The sequence below is a fragment of the Rhizobium sp. 25PS6 genome (assembly GCF_032464655.1).
Taxonomy (GTDB): domain Bacteria; phylum Pseudomonadota; class Alphaproteobacteria; order Rhizobiales; family Rhizobiaceae; genus Rhizobium; species Rhizobium laguerreae.
Window position 1 is genome coordinate 210,812 of sequence record NZ_JAWDIV010000001.1, and the last position, 19,976, is coordinate 230,787.

14 protein-coding genes are annotated in these 19,976 nt (G+C 58.5%); all 14 read left to right on the top strand.

The window, feature by feature from the left end; genetic code table 11:
* Nucleotides 1–31: 31 nt before the first annotated feature.
* A complete protein-coding gene (locus RWK44_RS00945) occupies nt 32–637 on the top strand; it encodes a dimethylsulfoniopropionate lyase (RefSeq protein WP_316028225.1) in 606 nt (201 codons plus the stop codon).
* 18 nt (nt 638–655) lie between these two features.
* The gene (locus RWK44_RS00950) at nt 656–1,405 is read left to right on the top strand and encodes an electron transfer flavoprotein subunit beta/FixA family protein (protein ID WP_316028226.1); all 750 of its coding nucleotides are present in this window, start codon (nt 656–658) and stop codon (nt 1,403–1,405) included.
* 24 nt (nt 1,406–1,429) lie between these two features.
* On the top strand, nt 1,430–2,371 hold the full coding sequence (locus RWK44_RS00955; RefSeq protein ID WP_316028227.1) for an electron transfer flavoprotein subunit alpha/FixB family protein: 942 nt from the start codon (nt 1,430–1,432) through the stop codon (nt 2,369–2,371).
* 15 nt (nt 2,372–2,386) lie between these two features.
* Nucleotides 2,387–3,082, top strand: coding sequence for a dimethylsulfonioproprionate lyase family protein (locus RWK44_RS00960; RefSeq protein ID WP_222010350.1), 696 nt, complete (start codon nt 2,387–2,389; stop codon nt 3,080–3,082).
* Between the two features lie 148 nt (nt 3,083–3,230).
* Nucleotides 3,231–4,358 (top strand): S-(hydroxymethyl)glutathione dehydrogenase/class III alcohol dehydrogenase, encoded by a 1,128-nt coding sequence (locus RWK44_RS00965; protein ID WP_222010351.1) that lies wholly within the window; start codon nt 3,231–3,233, stop codon nt 4,356–4,358.
* A gap of 3 nt (nt 4,359–4,361) precedes the next feature.
* Nucleotides 4,362–5,198 (top strand): S-formylglutathione hydrolase, encoded by an 837-nt coding sequence (gene fghA, locus RWK44_RS00970; protein WP_168281134.1) that lies wholly within the window; start codon nt 4,362–4,364, stop codon nt 5,196–5,198.
* Nucleotides 5,199–5,252: 54 nt separating this feature from the next.
* Complete coding sequence (gfa, locus tag RWK44_RS00975) at nt 5,253–5,825, top strand: S-(hydroxymethyl)glutathione synthase (RefSeq protein ID WP_132612109.1); 573 nt, start codon at nt 5,253–5,255, stop codon at nt 5,823–5,825.
* Between the two features lie 260 nt (nt 5,826–6,085).
* The gene (locus RWK44_RS00980) at nt 6,086–7,096 is read left to right on the top strand and encodes a GlxA family transcriptional regulator (RefSeq protein WP_029871392.1); all 1,011 of its coding nucleotides are present in this window, start codon (nt 6,086–6,088) and stop codon (nt 7,094–7,096) included.
* A gap of 660 nt (nt 7,097–7,756) precedes the next feature.
* Nucleotides 7,757–8,821, top strand: coding sequence for an N-acetylmuramoyl-L-alanine amidase (locus RWK44_RS00990; protein ID WP_168281132.1), 1,065 nt, complete (start codon nt 7,757–7,759; stop codon nt 8,819–8,821).
* Between the two features lie 42 nt (nt 8,822–8,863).
* On the top strand, nt 8,864–9,862 hold the full coding sequence (locus tag RWK44_RS00995; protein ID WP_222060836.1) for a DUF3616 domain-containing protein: 999 nt from the start codon (nt 8,864–8,866) through the stop codon (nt 9,860–9,862).
* Nucleotides 9,863–10,433: 571 nt separating this feature from the next.
* Entirely contained in the window at nt 10,434–13,232 is a 2,799-nt protein-coding gene (locus tag RWK44_RS01000) for a S8 family serine peptidase (protein WP_168281128.1), read from the top strand.
* A gap of 9 nt (nt 13,233–13,241) precedes the next feature.
* Entirely contained in the window at nt 13,242–15,317 is a 2,076-nt protein-coding gene (locus RWK44_RS01005; RefSeq protein WP_316028228.1) for a trypsin-like serine peptidase, read from the top strand.
* Nucleotides 15,317–18,751 carry an AAA family ATPase gene (locus tag RWK44_RS01010; protein WP_316028229.1) on the top strand — a complete coding sequence of 1,145 codons (3,435 nt, stop codon included), beginning with the start codon at nt 15,317–15,319 and terminating at the stop codon, nt 18,749–18,751. The genes RWK44_RS01005 and RWK44_RS01010 overlap by 1 nt, the downstream gene beginning before the upstream one ends.
* A 29-nt stretch (nt 18,752–18,780) precedes the next feature.
* Nucleotides 18,781–19,740 (top strand): DNA/RNA non-specific endonuclease, encoded by a 960-nt coding sequence (locus tag RWK44_RS01015; protein WP_168281121.1) that lies wholly within the window; start codon nt 18,781–18,783, stop codon nt 19,738–19,740.
* Nucleotides 19,741–19,976 lie beyond the last annotated feature (236 nt).

Consider the following 19,976-nt stretch of genomic DNA (forward strand, 5'->3'; position numbering starts at 1 on the left):
TTGCCAGCCGATCGTCTCGGGAGGTGATGACATGAGTTTACGCAATGAAAGCCTGCAGATTTTCCTCGATGCGGCTTTCGTGGCTTTCGACCAGTTCGCCAAGGCCCCGGAAGCCCGCCGCTCGATCCGTCAGATTTTTGCGGCGCTGGAGCGCACGGGGGCTGCGCGCGTGGGGGAGGGAAGCCGGTTGCCCGTTTGCGCTCAGCTTGATGTGGCGCTCTCGATCGATACGGCCTATCCTTCGCTGACGCGATTGATCGACGGGTTCAAAGGCATCGAGCCAATGCTTGAATGGCGTCGGCGCAGCAAGTATGACCACACGGCCAGCGACAATTTTGGCGGTGGGCATGCCAATGCGATGATCATCGGCCCGGGAGGATTGGAGGAGCGGAGCGACCTGCGGATCGGCGTGACGTTGATGGCGCCTCAGGTGCGCTATCCCGACCACGTTCATGCGCCAGAGGAGGTCTACCTCGTACTATCCGAGGGAGAGTTTCAGCAGGGGGAAGGGGAGTGGTTTTCGCCCGGCATCGGCGGATCCTTCTACAATGTCCCCGACATCAAGCATGCTATGAGGTCGCTCGACACGCCGCTCTTCGCCTTCTGGGCATTACTTGCCGAACGGCCAGCAGTTTAGAAATAAAGGGGGTTGCCCATGAAGATACTCGTCCCAGTCAAACGGGTTGTCGACTACAACGTGAAGATCCGGGTGAAGCCGGATGGCACAGGTGTCGAGCTAACCAATGTGAAGATGTCGATGAACCCGTTCGACGAGATCTCGGTGGAAGAGGCGCTGCGGCTGAAGGAAGCTGGCAAGTGCGAGGAAGTGGTGGTCGTCTCGATCGGTCCGGCCAAAGCCGAGGAGACGCTGAGGACCGCCCTTGCCATGGGCGCCGACCGGGCGATCCTGGTCGAGACTGACGATGCTGTAGAACCGCTGACCGTCGCCAAGATCTTGAAGGCTGTCGCCGATGCCGAACAGCCGGGGCTGATCATCGTTGGCAAGCAGGCGATTGATGACGACAGCAACCAGACCGGCCAGATGCTGGCGGCGTTGATGGGAGTTGCCCAGGCGACCTTCGCCTCGAAGATCGAGATCGGTGATGGCAAAGCAATCGTCACCCGCGAAGTCGATGGCGGCCTGCAGACGATCGAGATCAAGCTGCCGGCTGTTGTGACCACCGATCTGCGCTTGAACGAACCGCGCTATGCCTCGTTGCCTAATATCATGAAGGCGAAGAAGAAGCCGCTCGACAAGAAGTCGCCGAGCGACTTCGGCATCTCGACCACGCCGCGCCTCAAGGTGTTGAAGACCGAGGAGCCGTCGGGCCGCAAGGCCGGCGTCAAGGTCAAGTCGGTCGCCGAACTGATCGACAAGCTCAAAAACGAAGCCGGCGTGCTGTAATCAGTTGGAACAGGAGCCATCATCATGACCATTCTTCTTCTGGCTGACCACGACAATGCCAGCCTGTCCGACCAGACCGCCAAGGCGCTGACGGCAGCCGCAAAGATCGCCAAGGAACAGGCAAGCGATATTCATGTGCTCGTTGCCGGCAAGGCTGCCAAGCCCGCTGCCGAACAAGCGGCAAAGCTTGCCGGCGTCTCCAAGGTGCTGCTGGCCGAAAGCGACGAGATCGCCAACAATCTCGCCGAACCGCTGGCCGACCTGATCGTCTCGCTGGCAGGCAGCTACGACACGATCCTGTCTGCCGCCACCTCGGTCGGCAAGAATGTGCTGCCGCGGGTGGCAGCCCTGCTCGACGTCGCCCAGGTCTCGGAGATCATCGAGGTGATCTCGTCCGACACCTTCAAGCGGCCGATCTATGCCGGCAATGCCATCCAGACGGTGCAGGCGAGCGATGCCAGGAAGGTGATCACCGTGCGCACCGCATCCTTCGCCTCTGCACCGGAGGGTGGCTCGGCAACGATCGAGGCGATCCCGGCGGTTTCCGATCCGGGGCTTTCGACCTTCGTCGGCGATGCGCTGTCGGCCTCCGACCGGCCGGAACTGACGTCTGCCAAGATCATCATCTCCGGCGGCCGGGCGCTCGGCTCGGCGGAGAAGTTCAGGGAAGTCATCCTGCCGCTCGCCGACAAGCTCGGGGCTGCCGTCGGTGCATCCAGAGCCGCCGTCGATGCCGGCTATGCGCCGAACGACTGGCAGGTCGGCCAGACCGGCAAGGTGGTGGCGCCGCAGCTTTACATTGCCTGCGGCATTTCAGGCGCCATCCAGCATCTGGCCGGCATGAAGGATTCGAAGGTGATCGTCGCCATCAACAAGGACGAGGAGGCGCCGATCTTCCAGGTCGCCGACTACGGCCTCGTCGCCGATCTCTTCGATGTCTTGCCGGAATTGGAAAAGGCGCTCTAGCGGGGGAGACCGAACGTGGCGCGCGTCGTGGGACGTCCAATCAAACCTGGTGCCGACCTTCTTCTCAACGATGACGAGAAGCCGGCATACATACGGCTGCACGACATCGGGAGGGAGAGGCGCTCTCGGCCGCTGCAGGAATTCCTCAATGATGTCGGCGGGCTGATGCTGTCGGCGGAGGCTCCTGCCGTCGCCAGTTTCGTCGCGGGCAAGGTTCTCCAGAGGCTGCTCAAGACCGGCAAGGTGCGTCCGGAGGGCGGGCCTCTTCCCGGCGCGCCCGACGGGCTGGATGACGCCATCGGCCATCTTGCAAAATCGGGACGGAAATACGAGGCGATTGCCGGCCAATTCCAGAGCCTCGCCGATAAGCTCCTCTGGAGACGCGGCCGCTCCGGTCCGTTCGCAAGCCTGAATTTTGGCAATACGCATTCCCATGCGGTCTTGGTCGGTCCCGGCGGCATGGAGGAACGCGCCGATCTCAGGGTCGGCGTGATTTATATGGATCGCTATACAAGATTTCCCGATCATGTTCAGACGCAGCCCCGCGCATTCATTCTGCTTTCGCCGGGTGAAATCCGCCTTGGCGATTCCGAATGGTTCTCTGCCGGTGTCGGTACGGTCTTTGCGAACGACGCCGGGCAATCCTTCGCGATAAGATGCACAGCCCGGCCGCTGCTGGCGGTCTGGTGCCAGGTTGAGCGGGAGAGGTGATGGGATCCTTGGCAACAATGAGCCTGAGATGAATGAAAAGCGCGAAGGCGAGAGCATGAAATCTCGGCTGTGACGTAGCAGATCGGCGAGAAGCCGGCCCCTTCGAATATGCAGCATCAGAATTCAATTTAAGAGGAAGGATATCAAAATGGACGTTCGCGCAGCCGTGGCCACACAGGCAGGAAAACCGCTCGAAGTGATGACCGTGCAGCTGGAAGGGCCGCGGGCCGGCGAAGTGCTGGTCGAGGTCAAGGCGACGGGCATCTGCCACACCGATGATTTCACCTTGTCGGGCGCCGATCCGGAAGGCCTCTTCCCGGCGATCCTCGGCCATGAGGGCGCCGGCATCGTCGTCGATGTCGGCCCCGGCGTCACTTCGGTGAAGAAGGGCGACCACGTCATTCCGCTCTACACCCCGGAATGCCGCGAATGCTATTCCTGCACCTCGCGCAAGACCAATCTCTGCACCTCGATCCGCGCGACCCAGGGCCAGGGCGTGATGCCGGACGGAACCAGCCGCTTCTCGATCGGTAAGGACAAGATCCATCACTATATGGGCTGCTCGACCTTTTCGAACTTCACCGTGCTACCGGAGATCGCCCTTGCCAAGGTCAATCCCGACGCGCCGTTCGACAAGATCTGCTACATCGGCTGCGGTGTCACGACAGGCATCGGCGCCGTCATCAATACCGCCAAGGTGGAGATGGGCGCGACCGCCATCGTCTTCGGTCTCGGCGGCATCGGCCTCAACGTGCTTCAGGGCCTGCGTCTTGCCGGCGCCGACATGATCATCGGTGTCGATATCAACTCTGACCGCAAGGCATGGGGCGAAAAATTCGGCATGACCCACTTCGTCAATCCGAAGGAGGTCGGCGACGACATCGTGCCCTATCTCGTCAACTTGACCAAGCGCCACGGCGACCTGATCGGCGGTGCCGACTACACGTTCGACTGCACCGGCAACACCAAGGTGATGCGACAGGCGCTGGAATCTTCCCATCGCGGCTGGGGCAAGTCCATTATCATCGGCGTTGCCGGCGCTGGCCAGGAAATCTCCACCCGTCCGTTCCAGCTGGTTACCGGCCGCAACTGGATGGGCACGGCCTTTGGCGGCGCGCGCGGCCGCACCGACGTGCCGAAGATTGTTGACTGGTACATGCAGGGCAAGATCCAGATCGACCCGATGATCACCCACTCAATGCCGCTCGAAGACATCAACAAGGGCTTCGAGCTGATGCACAAGGGCGAGAGCATCCGCGGCGTGGTCGTGTACTGAGCCATGAAGACGATCTCGACAGAAAATTCTCATGGCGGCACCCAGGGCGTTTACGTCGATCGCTCGGACGCCTGCGACTGCGACATGACCTTTGCGGTATTCCTGCCGCCGCAGGCCAAAGCACGGAAGCTGCCGGTTCTTTGGTACCTTTCCGGTCTGACCTGCACCCATGCCAATGTCATGGAAAAGGGCGAGTACCGGCGTCTTGCCGCAGAACTCGGCATGATCATCGTCTGCCCCGACACCAGTCCGCGGGGCGAGGCCGTCCCGGATGAACCTGATAATTGGCAGTTCGGCAAGGGAGCCGGCTTTTACGTCGACGCCACTGAGCCGCCGTTCGCGCAGAATTATCGGATGTACAGCTACATCGTCGATGAATTGCCGAAGCTTATCGCGGCCGAGTTTCCGGTCGACATGGACCGACAGGGAATCTTCGGTCACTCGATGGGCGGACATGGCGCGATCACCATTGCGCTCAAGAACCCCGGACGCTTCGGCAGCTGCTCGGCCTTCGCGCCGATCAGCCATCCCTCGGTCTCCGGCTGGTCAAAGCCGGCATTCCGGAAATACCTCGGCGCCGATGAAGCGCGCTGGCGAGCATATGATGCCTGCTCGCTGATCGAAGACGGGCACCGGTTCCCGGAATTCCTCGTCGACCAGGGGACGGCGGATAGTTTCCTGGAGGACGGATTGCGCCCCGAAGAGCTCAGGCAAGCCTGCGAGACGGCCGGCATCAGCCTGCGGCTTCGCATGCAGGAAGGCTACGGCCACTCCTACCTCTTCATTTCGACTTTCATGGAAGACCATCTGCGCTGGCACGCGCGAAGGTTGGGAGACTGATTGCAGAGCTTGGCCGGGCATATCGCAAACGGCCCAGAAGGGGAGGAGAAACCCATGACCAGCATAGCCATACATCCGGCAGTGGATTCAGGCTTTCGGGCGACTGACGCTGCTTTCGCAGGCGGGACGCTCGTCTGCAAATGCGCAAGCAACCCGGTGAAGGTCAGGATCAAAAGCGATATCGCCCACAATCACGCCTGTGGCTGCACGAAGTGCTGGAAGCCCGAGGGCGCAGTCTTTTCGGTCGTGGCCGTTGCGCCGACCGAAAGCGTCGAAGTTCAGGAGAATGGCGACAAGCTCGCCGTCGTCGATTCCACAGCCTTGATCCAGCGCCACGCCTGCAAGGAATGCGGCGTTCATATGTATGGGCCGGTCGTGCGCGAACATCCGTTCCAGGGATTGTCGTTCGTCCATCCGGAACGCTTTCAGGAAAGCGGCTGGGCGAAGCCGGGCTTTGCGGCCTTCGTGTCGTCGATCATCGAAAGCGGCTTCGACCCCGCGAAGATGGACGCCGTCAGGGCGCAGTTGAGGACGTCCGGCCTCGAGCCTTACGATTGCCTAAACCCCGGCCTTATGGACTACATCGCAACCTGGATGGCCAAGAAGAGCGGCGTCCTGGCCGCGTGATTTGACCCTGGGGAGCGCCGACGCGGCGCTCCCCAGAAAAACCGCCGCTCTCCGGATATCGAGATATTCCGTGATTGCCGCGCGCCGGCCTGCCGGCGGCTCAGGCTAGCCCGGTCGAAGCTGGGGAACTTATAGCGGCATTCTTCCAAACTCGGGGCTGGGCGCGAGTCGTCGAGCACAAACCATTTTCATTGACGACCATGATCCGCGAGCGCATGTCTTTCGATGAGCACGCTCTTACAAGCGGCAGGGGGATGAATATGCGATCCGGGCAGCATCGGCAGGGAGACGACGCCGCGAGGTCGGCTGAGCGGCTCAAGGTGGGCTTCGTTCTGGCGCGATCGTTCACGCTGTCCGCCTTCGCGCTGTTCGTGGATACGCTGCGGCTTGCCAGCGACCAGCAGGATCGTTCCGGAAGGGTCCTTGCCGACTGGCAGGTGATCGGCAGCACGCGGCACCTGATCACCTCGAGTTGCGGCGTCCAGGTCGCTCCGACCTCCGATTTCGTCGATCCGTCGAAGTTCAACTACATCGTGGTCGTCGGTGGCCTTCTGACGGTGGAGAACCCTGTCGACCAGGAGACCATCGCTTTTCTCAAGCAGGCGGACGCCAAGAAGGTGCCGCTGATCGGCGTGTGCACGGGTTCGTTCATTCTTGCTGCGGCTGGCCTGATGAAGCGGCACGATTCCTGTGTGAGCTGGCTGCATTATAAGGAGTTTCGGGAGCGGTTTCCCGACCTCAGCGTTCGCTCCGATCGGCTCTTCAATCTCGATCGCCAGCGCGGATCATGCGCAGGCGGCAGCAGTTCCGCCGACATGGCGGCGTTGCTGGTCCGAAAATGTATCAGCCGCGATGCCGAACGAAACGCGCTGGAGGTCCTTCAGATCGAAAAGGCGCGGGCTCCGGCCGACATACAGCCGCGGCGTCCGCTCTACGACGACTATGACGACGCCCGCGTCAAGGCGGCGATGATCACGATGGAGCAGTTCGTCGATGGCAGCATGTCTATACAGAAGCTTGCCGCCATGGTTGGCCTGTCGAGGCGGCAGTTGGAGAGGATCTTCATCGACAAGACGGGGATGTCTCCGGCCAAGGCCTACAATCGTGTTCGCATGGAGCGGGCGAAATCGATCCTTGTCCAGTCGAAGGCGCCTCTGATCGAGATCGCGCTGGATGTCGGCTTTGAAAACGCCTCGCAGTTCACGAGAACCTTCAAGCGCACATTCGGGCAAACGCCGTCACAGCATCGTGCCGCTTCGAGAGCGCACTGAACTTAAAATTAGAATGCTGAAGGCGTTCGGTGTCATCAGCCCGACTAACGGTTCCCAAGAGTTTGGAGTAGGCTGAACCAATACCGGCCGCGCCATCTTTGAACAATTACAGCAACTAAAAACGAACACTCTGGTCATAGGTCCTTATCCGTTCAACTGCAGAGGCCAAACTTGGTCGTCCACTCCGACACGGTCTGAAACAGGACGTTAATGCTGCGCTCGGCGAGCAAGTCCTTTACGTCGCGTAGATGCAGCGGGGATCTGTAATAGAACGGTGTGGTCGGAAAACGATGGCGTCGGTAGCGGTAAGCGGCTCTTCGGTCATTCTGGTCGATTATCAGCGAAATATACTCCGGAATCTAAGTCGTCGCAAGATTGAGTAATTATCGAAAGATATAAACCACATTTACAAACGTGTATTTTTAGTGTTTACTAAATCTCAACGTGAAATCCGCCCGCGTGTCATCGCTGGCAGGGCGTATACCAAGTACATTCCAGTTTTTTACTCAAAATCATTCTGATTTTGAGCCTCGTTCACGTACGTTGTGTCTCGTCACGCTGGCGGATGAATGCTTACTGCCATTGTCATTGTCACATGGGAACGCCGCGTGTCGGGTTCGTCTACGCTCCGCGCGTGTCGTGCAAAAAGGAGGGACAGTTATGTCGGTATGGGATGATCTGATTGCGAAATATCAAGACTTCAACGATGTGCCAGAAGCTGCGAAGATTGGCTCCCTGGCACAATGGATCCTGGAATCAGGTCGTGGTTCCAGTCCGCTTGCACGCCAGCATCTGAATTTCGGTGGCCTGAAGTTTCGCGAACGCATGGTTGGGTTTGCACAGCCGGTCGACTACAGAGGCAGTGACGGCGAAATGACGACCTACTGCAAATTCTCGTCGATCAACGAGTTCATCAAGGGCTATTGGCACTTCATCGATTCAGGTCCGTACACCGAATGGAGGAACCACTGCTCCTCTCCGGAAGCCTATGTCAGCTATTTAAAATCATCGGGTTACGCGGCCGATCCCGCCTATGTGACAAAGGTTCGGTCGCTCTTCGATGAATCAGCGGAGCTACTGGGTGCCGACGTCGGCGTGAATCCAGGTACCGGTCATCCGGGCTCGGCACCGGGGCGTCCGGCCTGGCAGGAATTGACCGCAAGATACCTCAATGTGCGGACCACTCCCATCCTGGGCATCGTATTGCACGACACTGCCGGATCCGGCACACACAACGACACCATCTATCTTTCAAATCCACAGGACGGACGGAAGGTCAGTGTCGATTTCACGGTCGAGCGAGACGGCTCAATCTGGAAGCTGAATCCCGACTTGCGAACCCATTATTGCAATCACGCCGGCCGAGCCACGCAATGGCGTGGCTTCAGGAATGCGCAGGTCAATGCGGTCACCGTGGGAATTGAGATCGTCCAGAAGTCCGATCTGAGCCTCAACCCCGTCTACACCGACGGCCAGGTGGCATCGGTTGCCCGCTTGTGTGCTTGGCTGTCCCATGAATTTGGGCTTACAGCTTCTGATATCACGACGCATCGTCAGATCATCACGGATGGATCGCGTTCCGATCCTCGAAGGTTCCCATTCGATACGCCAAACGGCTTCTGGGCCAAATACTGGGAATGCTTCGGCAGGCACGAACAATTCGTGGCATCACTCGGAGAGGGTGAAGGGCCTGCATTGGTTGAGGTGCTGACAAACGCCGCCTGAAGCCGCAGATGGATTGCGGACTGAAGCGCCAGGGGGAGGACCATGAGGAAGAGCCTAATCTATATCGCAGTTTTGTCATTCCTGTTCACATTGCCAGGCGGCTTTGCGGCGTCTGCAAACGTCATCGAACCGGAAAAGCTGCTCACTCCGCGGACTTCGCCACCAATTGCGCCGGATGAAGCGACCAAAGTGAGCGGAGCCGCCTGCTCGAGCGATGGGAAGACTTGCCTCCTCGTCGGCGACGAGTACCGATATGCCTTGTCCTTCGATGTGGACGACACGTCTGTCGCCATAAAGGACCGCGTGTTTCTGCTCCCCAAGAAGGCAAAGGACGGACACAAATACAAGGAGACGGATGCCGAGGGCGTCTCCTTCAGCGGCGGCTTCTTCTATATCGTTGGCTCCCATGGGCGTAACAAGGAAGGCGAAAAGCAAGACTCGCGCTATTTCGCATATCGCATTCCGGCGAGTGCGCTATCGGGTGGCGATCTGGGGGAAGAGAACGAAGTCTCATCAGCTGTAGAAAAGAGCGACCACCTGGCCGATCTCCTCGACCAGAGCGATGCCTTCAAAAAAGCGAACGCGTTGGCTCCCGAAAAAGACGGGACGAACATCGAGGGGCTCGCTGTCACCGGAGACAAGCTGTTCGTTGGGTTCCGAGGCCCACTTCCCGACGGCAAGGCCGTCATCGGGGAAACCTCGGTGAACTACCTGTTTGACGATGGGGCTGGTGGGCTTGAATTACACCCGGTGGATTTAGGAAAGGGCCAGGCGGTCCGCGATCTGGCACCATATCACGACGGCTTATTGATCCTGGCTGGTCCTCAGGACAGGAATGGCGGTAAGGCCGCGATCTATACATGGACCCGCGATAACGGTCCCTCTCAGCTAGCCGAACTCGAACCGGTTGGTTCAAAAGATCGACAACCAGAAACGTTGATGGTGCTGTCCGAGGAGAACGGATTGATACGCTGCCTTGTGTTCGATGACGGTGACGCGCCCGTAAATCCACGGATTTACGGGATTCCCTCCAAGCAATAACGGCTGGAAGGAGCACTCGACTCCAAACGATATATCGTCGAGCAGATGTGACAGCGAAGAGTATGCTCAGAAACTTTGTGAGGAGCATCCTGTGAACCGAAGCGAGGCTGAACGCCATGAGCTATCTGCCCGCCAAGCGCGCCGGTCTTTAGCGCGTCGATTATCGACAGGACCATGTTTTTCGGCTTGTCCATTGGGAAAGCCGCGACGGAGGCGTTGAGCTCCCATCATTGGCATAATCTCCATCCATGATCTTACGGGCGATTCCAGTCTTGCCGCCGACATGTCCTTGCTTCTAACCCATAGCCTTGTGACGGAAGATGTGATGACCAACGGCTTGCCAGCGATAAGAATGCGTGAGGCGAGAACTGCTGGCATGCGGTCATCTCTATCGAGGATAAGGTTTTGCGGAGCGAAACGCAGTTTCAATTTGCCAACATTAAGTAACTATTGCGCGCAGTCGAAGACTGCGCTCGCTTATTATCCCCAACCCAAAAATAAATTTTCTCGACCGGTTGTAGAGAGATAAATTAGAAGCGATAAAGTGGTATCCTGACGAGGGAAAATAACGATGGCTAATTTCGATATTCTGCGCGCAGTTTCGGAAGCTTCTCAGGGTGACGATCAAGCTTTGCATCCCGGAATTGTTCGTTTCGAGCTCGAACTAAAGAATGTGTCGTCTGCCGCCGATCTCCGCAAGAGACTTGCGTCCCTGCTTCAACGTGACACGTTCAGCTTAGTACCGTTGGGATCTTTGCTGCCGACATTTTACGTTCTTCAATTCCCCGGAGTGTCCCGAACAATTGCTCCGGACCGCTTATTTGCAATTGCTGACGACCTCGTCGAGGCACTTGATCTCGTGTCATGCAGTCCAGACATCGGTTCGACACTCTATGCCGAACCCGATGCTCGTGCTTTACGCGGAAATACGCCAGAGTCGGTGGCACTGGATGCATTTTGTTGGTCTCAAGCAGCCACACCTAGCGATCACCAATGGTCCGTCAAGGCAGTCAAGGCACCACAGGCATGGGCAATGTCGCCAAAGAAGGGCGAAGGGGTGCTGGTTGCGCAGCCTGATACCGGGGTAGCCAGTCATCCGGATCTTGACCTGGAGGCACTGCGCTTTGATCTTGCGGCTGATATCATCGGGGGTGACACAGACCCGACGGATCCCCTCGATCCGACCTTTGCAAATCCCGGTCACGGCACGGCCACGGGCAGCGTCGTCATCAGCCGCGTGGGCGGTGGGATGGTGGGCTCTGCCCCGGCGGCAAGCCTGGTGCCGATCCGCTGTACGACAGACGTAAAGATTTTCGATGGTACTCCGATCGCCGCAGCGATCCTTCATGCCGTAAAGATTAAGGCAGATGTGATCACGATGAGCCTTGGCGGCATCTATTCGCGCTCCATTGCAGCTGCGGTAGGCGTCGCCATTGATGCAGGGTTGATCATAATGGCAGCGGCCGGAAACTGCGTCAGTTTTGTCGTTTACCCCGCCTCGGACGATCGTGTCATTGGTGTTGCGGGCGTTGATGTCAACGACAAGCCGTGGAAGGGCACCAGTGCCGGACCGAGCGTGACAATATCCGCCCCTGCCGAGAATGTTTATGTCGCTCGCCGTACACCCATCGACGGGGGTGCGGGCATCGTCAGTGGCGGACAGGGCACCTCCTTTGCCGTGGCGACGACGGCTGGGGTGGCGGCGCTTTGGATTGCGCATTTCGGACGCACGAAGGTTCGAGCGGAAGCAAAACGTCGCGGAGTGAGCGTACAAGAATTATTTCGCTCCGCGCTGACCTCGACGGCGCGGCGTCCGTCACGCTGGAACAGCTGGCTGCATGGTGCGGGTATCGTCGACGCAGAAGCACTCCTACGTCTGTCTCTGACCAAAATACCGAATAAGGTGGATACACCAATCGCACCCGAGTCGGTTCCTGACGCCCCAACGAGTATGACAGTCTCCCAGGTTTTTGCCGAAGCGCAGGCGAACGCTGAGAATGGAACAAATTGGGCGCGTATCGGATCAGAAGCAACCTTCCTGGCTGCTGATGCCTGGCGGCGCAGCGATGCCGGACGCTCAGTGCTTCTGGAGTCCGCTGCACGCCCGACCCCTTCACCTGGCCTGGTGGCACATGCGCCGGCGTCGTTGAGGCGGAGCCTCAAGGTCGCGAACGAGGCCCCTCACCTCGTATCGCCGATACCGCCGCCTGCGCCCCTAAGACGCCAGACGCTTGCGATGATTGCACCAACGCAGCCCGGTCGGGAAAGCACGGCCGAAAGCGTCCGAGCCAGCCTCAGCGGGACCGGCATGCGGGATTTGCAGGACCAGATCGAGCGAGCGCTCAACGAGATCGAGGCTAGCTCTGGCACGACGCTCGAAGCGTCGGCTGCCCGCCGCGACGTGCTCAACAGAACCGAGAGCGTCGTTCGTTCGCTCATAACCGGTGGCGAGGCGGCGCTGTCGATCGAGGGGCGGATCGTCATGGAATCGTTGGTCAGACTAAAAGGGCGCCCCGCTTTCAAAGTCAACGATGGCGCGATCTCCAAAAGCCAGGCCGAAATCACCGATTGGGCGCCGGCACTGTTCGCCGCCGAGGAGTATTTGCCGGCCTTATGCGCGACGGTCGGACGCATCGACCTCAACGGAGAGCATGTCGGCACAGGATTTATCGCAGGACCCGGGCTTGTGATCACGAACAGACATGTGGCCGAAGCGATCGCCGACGTTGTTCCGGGCAATGGCGGAGACCGCTGGTTCCTGCGGGAGAATGTAACGATCAATTTCGACGACCGAGGCCGCGGCAATGAAAAGCGTTTTAAGGTGCGAGAAATCGTTTCGGCTGGATTGTCCCAAATCGGCGAAAAGGTCGATTTCGCGCATCTTGATATGGCGATCCTCGACGTCGAAACAGAAAATATGACCGGGAAGCTGCCGAAACCGATCGGTCTGATCACGGATTTCAATGAAGCGGCAAGCAAACAGGATATCGCGGTCATTGGCTACCCGGCCCGTCCTGACCTTGCTGCCCTCGACGATCCGTCAGGAGTGGAGACTTCCGAAACGATTGGACGCCGCCTCGCCATGATATTTGGCTTGGACTATGGACGAAAGTACTTCAGTCCCGGAACAATCGTGCAAGCAGCCGGGACCCTCGGAGGAGATGGCCGAAACTGGATCCTGACGCACGACGCAACTACGCTGGCAGGCTCGTCGGGGTCAGGTGTGCTGCGCTTCAGCGATAGCTTGCCCATTCTGGGGCTACATTTTGCAGGACGTGTCATGACAGCGAACTATGCACACTCGCTTGCTGCTGTCAGGGATTCCAAGATCCTGGCACAAGATGCGATTGGGCGACTGAACTGGGTGTGAGGGCAAGCAATGCCAGAACCTTCCAACAATCTCGACGTCACAAAACTCGCATCGCAGCTGAAGGTGACGCGTGAGACCTTCGAGAAGGCTTTCGACGTTTTTGCCGATGCGCGACCGAGCGAGATAACTCGCTTCAAGGCACTCGCATGGCGACGACAGAAACGCGAAGCGCTCGATTCCGGGGATCTGCGCGACAACGCCGATATGCTGGCGGCTTTGGAATATGCAAAGGACAAAGGGTTCCTCGGCGAGCTGTGCTCTGCGGCCGGTGCCATGCTCTTCGCCACCCCGATTGACGGGACGCAAGGAGATGGCGTCGTCATGGCAGTCGCCCTCAGCTCCGACGAAGCCGCTCGAACCAGCGCACAGATCACGTTTGAAGCCATCATCAACAACAAGGAACGCTTTCGCGATCCAGATGCGGTCAATGCCGGCCTGATGCGTGCACAAAGGTGTACCTGCCGAGTTGTCGTCAAGCAGGGGGCAAGTCGTATCAGGGGCACCGGATTTCTGATCGGACCGCGGCTTGTGCTCACAAATTGGCATGTCGTCCGGACCTTACTCGAAGCGCTGCCGCCTGAGGATGCAGCTGCCGCCAAACTTGGCCCAGCGGAGGCTTGGCGAGCCAAGCCGGGGAGCGCGCCATTGTTGAGCGTCGAGTTCGATTTCACTGCCAGGGCAGCCCAATCAGGCGGCGTAACCTCCATTCCGGCGAGCACGAATTGGTTTGTCGCGGCAAGCAGTGCCGAGGGCAGCGAGCACGCGGCAGACGAGAATACCGGTGTGCCGTGGCCTGAGGATCTGGCAGCCTTCGAGCCGTATGACGACTTCGCCATTTTGGAGTTGATCGAACCCGTCGGCCTCGACAGGCGCTTTTACAACATAATCGATGAAGAGCCACCCGTTCCGCAGGGGAACATGATCCTTCTCCATCACCCCGGCGAATATTCCATGCGGCTGTCCTATGGCAGTTTCAACGTCGACAAGAAGTTTGCCGGACTTTTGGGCAGCACGCAGGCAAGGACAAACGCACGGGTTCTACATGACGCGAACTCGATCAGTGGATCGTCAGGTGGGCCTTGCCTTGACCTCGATATGCGTCCCGTCGCCTTACATCAGGCCGGCGTGGAATTTGACGGGAATTCCGATGTTTTGGACGACAATGGCAAACCGCTGCGGAAGGCAATCATCAATATCGCAATTCCACTGCGCCGCGTTCGGCAGAAGGCAGGTGCTGCTATTAAATTTCGAATGGGCGACCTGCTCGCCTTAAAGCCGATTTTCCTAAACGGTGATCCGCTCATTGGCCGCGGTGAACTGCAAGAGTCCATAGCGGAAGCCTGCACCGGCAAGGTCAAAATCCTGATCGTGCGTGCAGACATATCGAGCGACGGAAAGCCGTTCCGGGCTGTCGGCAAGTCCTTTACCAGGAAAGTCCTCAAGGAACATCTGGACCCCGCGCAGCATGAGGTCGTCGAAATCAGTGCAGCAAGCTTGATGCAAAATGCCTTCAGAACGGCTGGAGCGATCCTTGACGCCGTCAACCTTGGCTTGTCGGCGCAATTGACGCCTGTCGATGACAAGGCTTTGCTTTCAGAACGGCAATCAACAGAGATCAATGACGTCGTCGTTCGCGTTGTTGCGGAACTGAAAGCTGCTCTGATTGCCGCCGCGGGAAATCGCACGCTCTGGATCGTCATTGACGACCTTGAAAAACACTCGCTGCCTGACACGAGCACGCGCGGACTTCTTGATCGCCTCTACGCTGATGTATCGGCAGAGCCTTCGCTGCGTTTGGTGTTGCTCGGCCTCGCCGACGTCGATCTGCCGTCGCTCCAGGGCATCAAGGCGAAGAAGCTCGACAAGCCGTTGACCCATCTTGACGGAGGCCGCGTCGCCCTTTGGATCGGGCACCGCGTCGATGGCCGATTTGCCCTGCCCGACGCTGCGTGCGAGTGCCTTGCCGGGCTCGTGGCATCGGTCGCGGGCGGTCGGATTAATGACAGTTTCAGCATGACTCAGGCCATTGCGGCGGTCGTCAAAAACGATCTTGATCCCCATTTGAAGAAACGGATGGGGCTTTGATGACGGTCGCCTCATCCGAAACGCCGGAAGCCATCGCTGCAACATTGCGAAAACGCGCAGCGGTCGTGGGGACGTTCGACCCGATGCAACTCCTGGCGACGTTCGCTGTCGGAGAGCGTGACGAAACGTTAGAAGATCAGATCCTTAGCGCTCTTTCTGCCTCAATCGAAGAAGTGGTGGATAATAAGGAGGTGCTCTGGCGTCTGCAGCCAGAGGCGCGCCGCGATGCCCTGAGGGAGCTCGTTGGTGGCGGTGAGCTGGATCGAACGATTACCGACACGATCCCGCGGCGAGGCGACCGCTTCGGCCAAATTCTCCAAGCAATCCTCAAAAAGGGAGGCGGCGCTGTCGGCACGTCCATGCGGAAGATGTCAACGGACGAGCTAATGTTTCAGGCGCTCGCACTTGACTTCGCGCGGTCGCTACCGCTGCCCAGGGCAGTTGCACGGGCGCCTGGCATCGACCCGCGAATTCTTCTCGCCCGCCAAGCCGAGCGCCGGCGCCAGGACTATGTCGCTCCCAAAAAGCTTTTTGGACGTGAGCGAGACGCAGAAGCACTCGATCGCTATATCGCCGATGGGGCATTGGTTCCACCTCTTGCCCGTCTGGTTGTCCCCACTGAGAATCCCCCTCGGCTGCGTCCGCTGCTCCTCACAGGCATCGGGGGCTCTGGAAAATCTGCTCTCGTTGCCGATTTGATGCGCCGAACGCAGCGCGCTGATTGGTCAGGGCCGATCGTCGTGTGTCTCGACTTTGACCAGCGGAATGTCGCGCTCGGCGGAGAGCGTGAATGGCTGAACGAACTCACACGTCAGATCGGTTTTGCGCGACCGGAACTCGATGCGCCTCTGTCAAAAATACGCAGTAATGCTCGTCTTGAACTACATAGGCTCAGCCAGCTAAGAGAGGCCATCGATCAGCTTTCGGGCACAGATAACCTCTTTATCATTTCCAGCATGCGCGACGAGTTGCAGAAGGCGTTGAGCAATGGCGAACTCGCCGCTCAAACCCTTGTGATTATTGTGGATACGTTCGAAGAGGTTCTGGTACGCTCCGATATGCGGGCCGTCTCCCTCGTCCAAGAGCCCTTCGGTCTCGTCCTGACATTCATCGATTCATTGACACGGCTCGTCCGTCCAGATGGAACGCCGGCGTTTGGCGCCGTCAGATCTGTTGTTGCAGGACGCGCCGACCCGTTTCCTCAAGACGAATCGATGACCGCACAATGGTTTGACGCCCACCGGGAGGTTGGAGAACTCGATATCGATGCTGCCGTCGAATTGCTTCACGCCTGCGGCGGCCGGCGCAAATTCACCGAAAGCCGCGCCCGACGGATCGTCGAGGTCATCCCGCGCTTTCCACTAGTTCTCACTCTGCTTGCGACATTTGCTCGCGACCGGAACGCACGCGACATCGACGCGATCATTGCAGAGGCCGAGGGCGCAGGGGTGCTTGGCGCGGCTGCGAGCACACGCGTCCTTTATTCGCGCTTTCTTGATCGGCTGAAGGATCACGTCATCAAAGGCGCCGGCGGTGAACGGCTGGTTTCAAGCAAGGACCTTGCGCGGCTGGCTCATCCGGGGCTGGCCTTGAGTATCATCACGCCCGATCTGATCCGGAATGTTCTCGCTGTGCCCACGGGCTTGGGTGAGATCGACGAGCAAAAAGCGCAGGATCTTTTCGACGCTCTATCGCGTGAGGTCTGGCTGGTCGAGCAAGTCGGACCCAATGCGGTTCGCCACATCCCTGTGCTGCGGCGGATCATGTTGCCGATGTTAAATGATGATCTCACGCTGTCCGAAAATGCCAATATCGAGATGCGTGAAACTGTTCGCCAGGTGCATCGCGCAGCAGCCCAATGGTACCGTTCCGGCGGGGGGGGCGGCGACCCGAACGCAAGCGCACTCGCTGCTTATCACGACGCCTTTCTTGGTGAGATCTCGGTTCTGGTCTCTGATCCCAGCCTCGTTCGCCGCGTGCTCGATGTTGCGGGTGACGATATCTCAGCGATGCCGGTCAACGCGCGCGCCGTACTGCGCCGCGAGGCCCGATCGGACGAAGGCCTGTCGGCTGAAGAGACAGCAGCTTTGCCTGCATCCCAGCGCAGCGAGGTCAGTGCTGTGCAGCAATCCCGGCGTGCCAAGTCAGGCATCACCTCTCGATTGGTCGATCTTGAGGATGACAACCTCGAGCAGAAGCCGTTACGCTCAAGTTTCGAACTTGCCCCCGTGCCACCAGGCAACTACCCGAGGGTTGGGCATGTCCCGCGTCGCCAGATCGACGTTCTACGCGACAAGGAGACAGCCGAGCACATTCAAGCGATGTATGTGGAGGCCGACTTCGAAAACATCGTCAAATACGGATCTTCGGCTGCCGCTCTCCTTTGTGAATGCGCCCAAGAAGAGCCGCCATTCGACAAACTCGCCGACACGACAAACCATTGGACCTGGAAATGGGCCTTGTCTTGTTTAGCGACTGGCACCGGCGATGAAGCATTTTTGAAATGGGCTGTGGCGGACGTGCAGAGTGTCAGGGAACTTTCGAACGCTACCCCATTTCGAATTGGAACGCTGCTTTCACTCGCAATTGCGACCGTTGCGCTAGGCCGCGCACCAACTTTCTGGGACGAGCCGCCTTATCGGGATGCGATCAGGACCTATCCGAGGATCGAGCGCAGTCCGGTAACTTCCGTCTTGTCACTGCGTCTTCGGGTCCTGGCAAACTATTGGGACAACGCTAACTCTCCGAATGACTTAGAATCCTACGAACTACGACCGGATATCGTGCGTCTTGTCGCGCTCTTATCGCCTACAACGAACTTCGGGGGCTCAATGCTCGGCAGCCCGTCTTCGGTCGTCAAACTTCCGGAAGAGCTGCTCCGTCGATTGGAAGAATTCCAACGCGCGCCTCCCTTGTCGTCAGACCTGAAAATGCTGGATCAAGTCAATGACAGCATATTCTTTTATGCCAGCAGGCAGAATTCCCGGTCATGGCAGCCGCAATTATTGTCGCGCCCTGTCCTCGGTTCCATTTTGCGCGGACGTTCACCGGAGATTTACGATCCTGTCCGCGCTGCACTCGGCGATGCAATGGCCGTGGATGCATCAAGCTTTGTTGCAGCGGTTGCAGAGGTTTCAGAATTTGCACCCTTCTGGCCGACAGACTGCATGTCCGACCTATTCCAAAATGGAAGAAGCTTGCGCGAAGACGACTATTTGCTCGCGCGCCTCGTCATTTTCATTGATCAGGCAGGCCTGACGTCTGAGATGTTTTCTGCCCTTGCCCGGTATGGAAAATTTGGCAGGCGTTTTCAGGCTGTCGCAAAGCTGGTCCAAGCTTACGATCACCTGCTTCTGGCGCCTTATCGTGATGGCGGTTTGTTTCCATTTACGCATTCAACGGACGAGCCATTTTCAGGAAATGTCATGTCCTAAACATCGGATTGAAAAGAGGGGGATACAGCATGACCATCGATCTTACACACAAACCGCGTCTGGCCGACCTTACCCGGCTTGGCGGTCCCGCGGATATCGACAGCCAGGCGGCACTGAATCAAGAGCTGGAAAGTGTGGAAGCCCGGGGACAGCCAAAACGCACTCCGGCCGCCAGCTTCTCTGGGCGCGCAGGTTACGTAGAGGACTTTCTCGGCTTCACGGTGCCATTGCCAACACCGCTTGGCGAGCTCAAGCGGTTCGTCGCACCTGTGTCGGGATCGAGCGAAGGGCGTCTTGATTACGAGCATTTCAGCGTCGTTATGCATTCGGCAAGACGGCTGGCCATGTTTGTCGCCGTTAACATCGACGGGGCGCATCCGGGAGAGGTCGAGCGGAAGAACGATAAATGGTTCCTGGACGGTCGCATCGCAGACGAGTTTCAGATCGGCGAAGACCTCTATGCCGACAACATCCTGGACCGCGGTCACCTGGTTCGCCGTCAGGACCCGGTCTGGGGCAAAACGGCAGCAACAGCCAACGGCGACACCTTCCATTTCACGAATTGCTCACCGCAAGCGGCAAATTTTAACCAGAAGACGTGGCTGAGCCTTGAAGACTACGTGCTCGGTAACGCCAAAGTTCAGGACACCAAAGTCTCGGTTTTCACGGGGCCAGTTTTCAGAGACAGTGACAGGACTTATCGCGGCGTGCAGATACCTACCGCCTACTGGAAAGTGCTGAGCTTTGTGAACGATGCCGGCCGGCCTTCAAGCACTGCCTATATCGTCGACCAGGTTTCGGAATTGAAGCATCTCGAAGCCGTTTTCGGCGCGTTCAAGACCTACCAGCGCAGCGTCGCATCTATTCAACGTATGACGGGGCTGTCCTTCAATGGTCTTGCTGATTTTGATGGATTCACAAACGAGGAGGCCGCAACCCGGACCGCCATCATTGCAGAGCTCCGATCCCCCGCCGATATAAGGGTCTGAAAACAATCACGTCGTGGGGCCGCGGGCGGGAAAAGGAACGGCGAATTCCTAGATCGCTGCAGAAGAAGGCGTGCGCGCAATCGACCCTGTGATGCTGCGCGGGCAGGCTTCATTCGTCACCGCTTTCTGTCAAAGTCAGAGCTGCGTTGGCGACACCATAATCGTCTCTTGATCTTCAGAAAGGCGTTTCGAGTCCTCACGACGACGTTCCCTAGCACAAGACTAAATCAAAATGC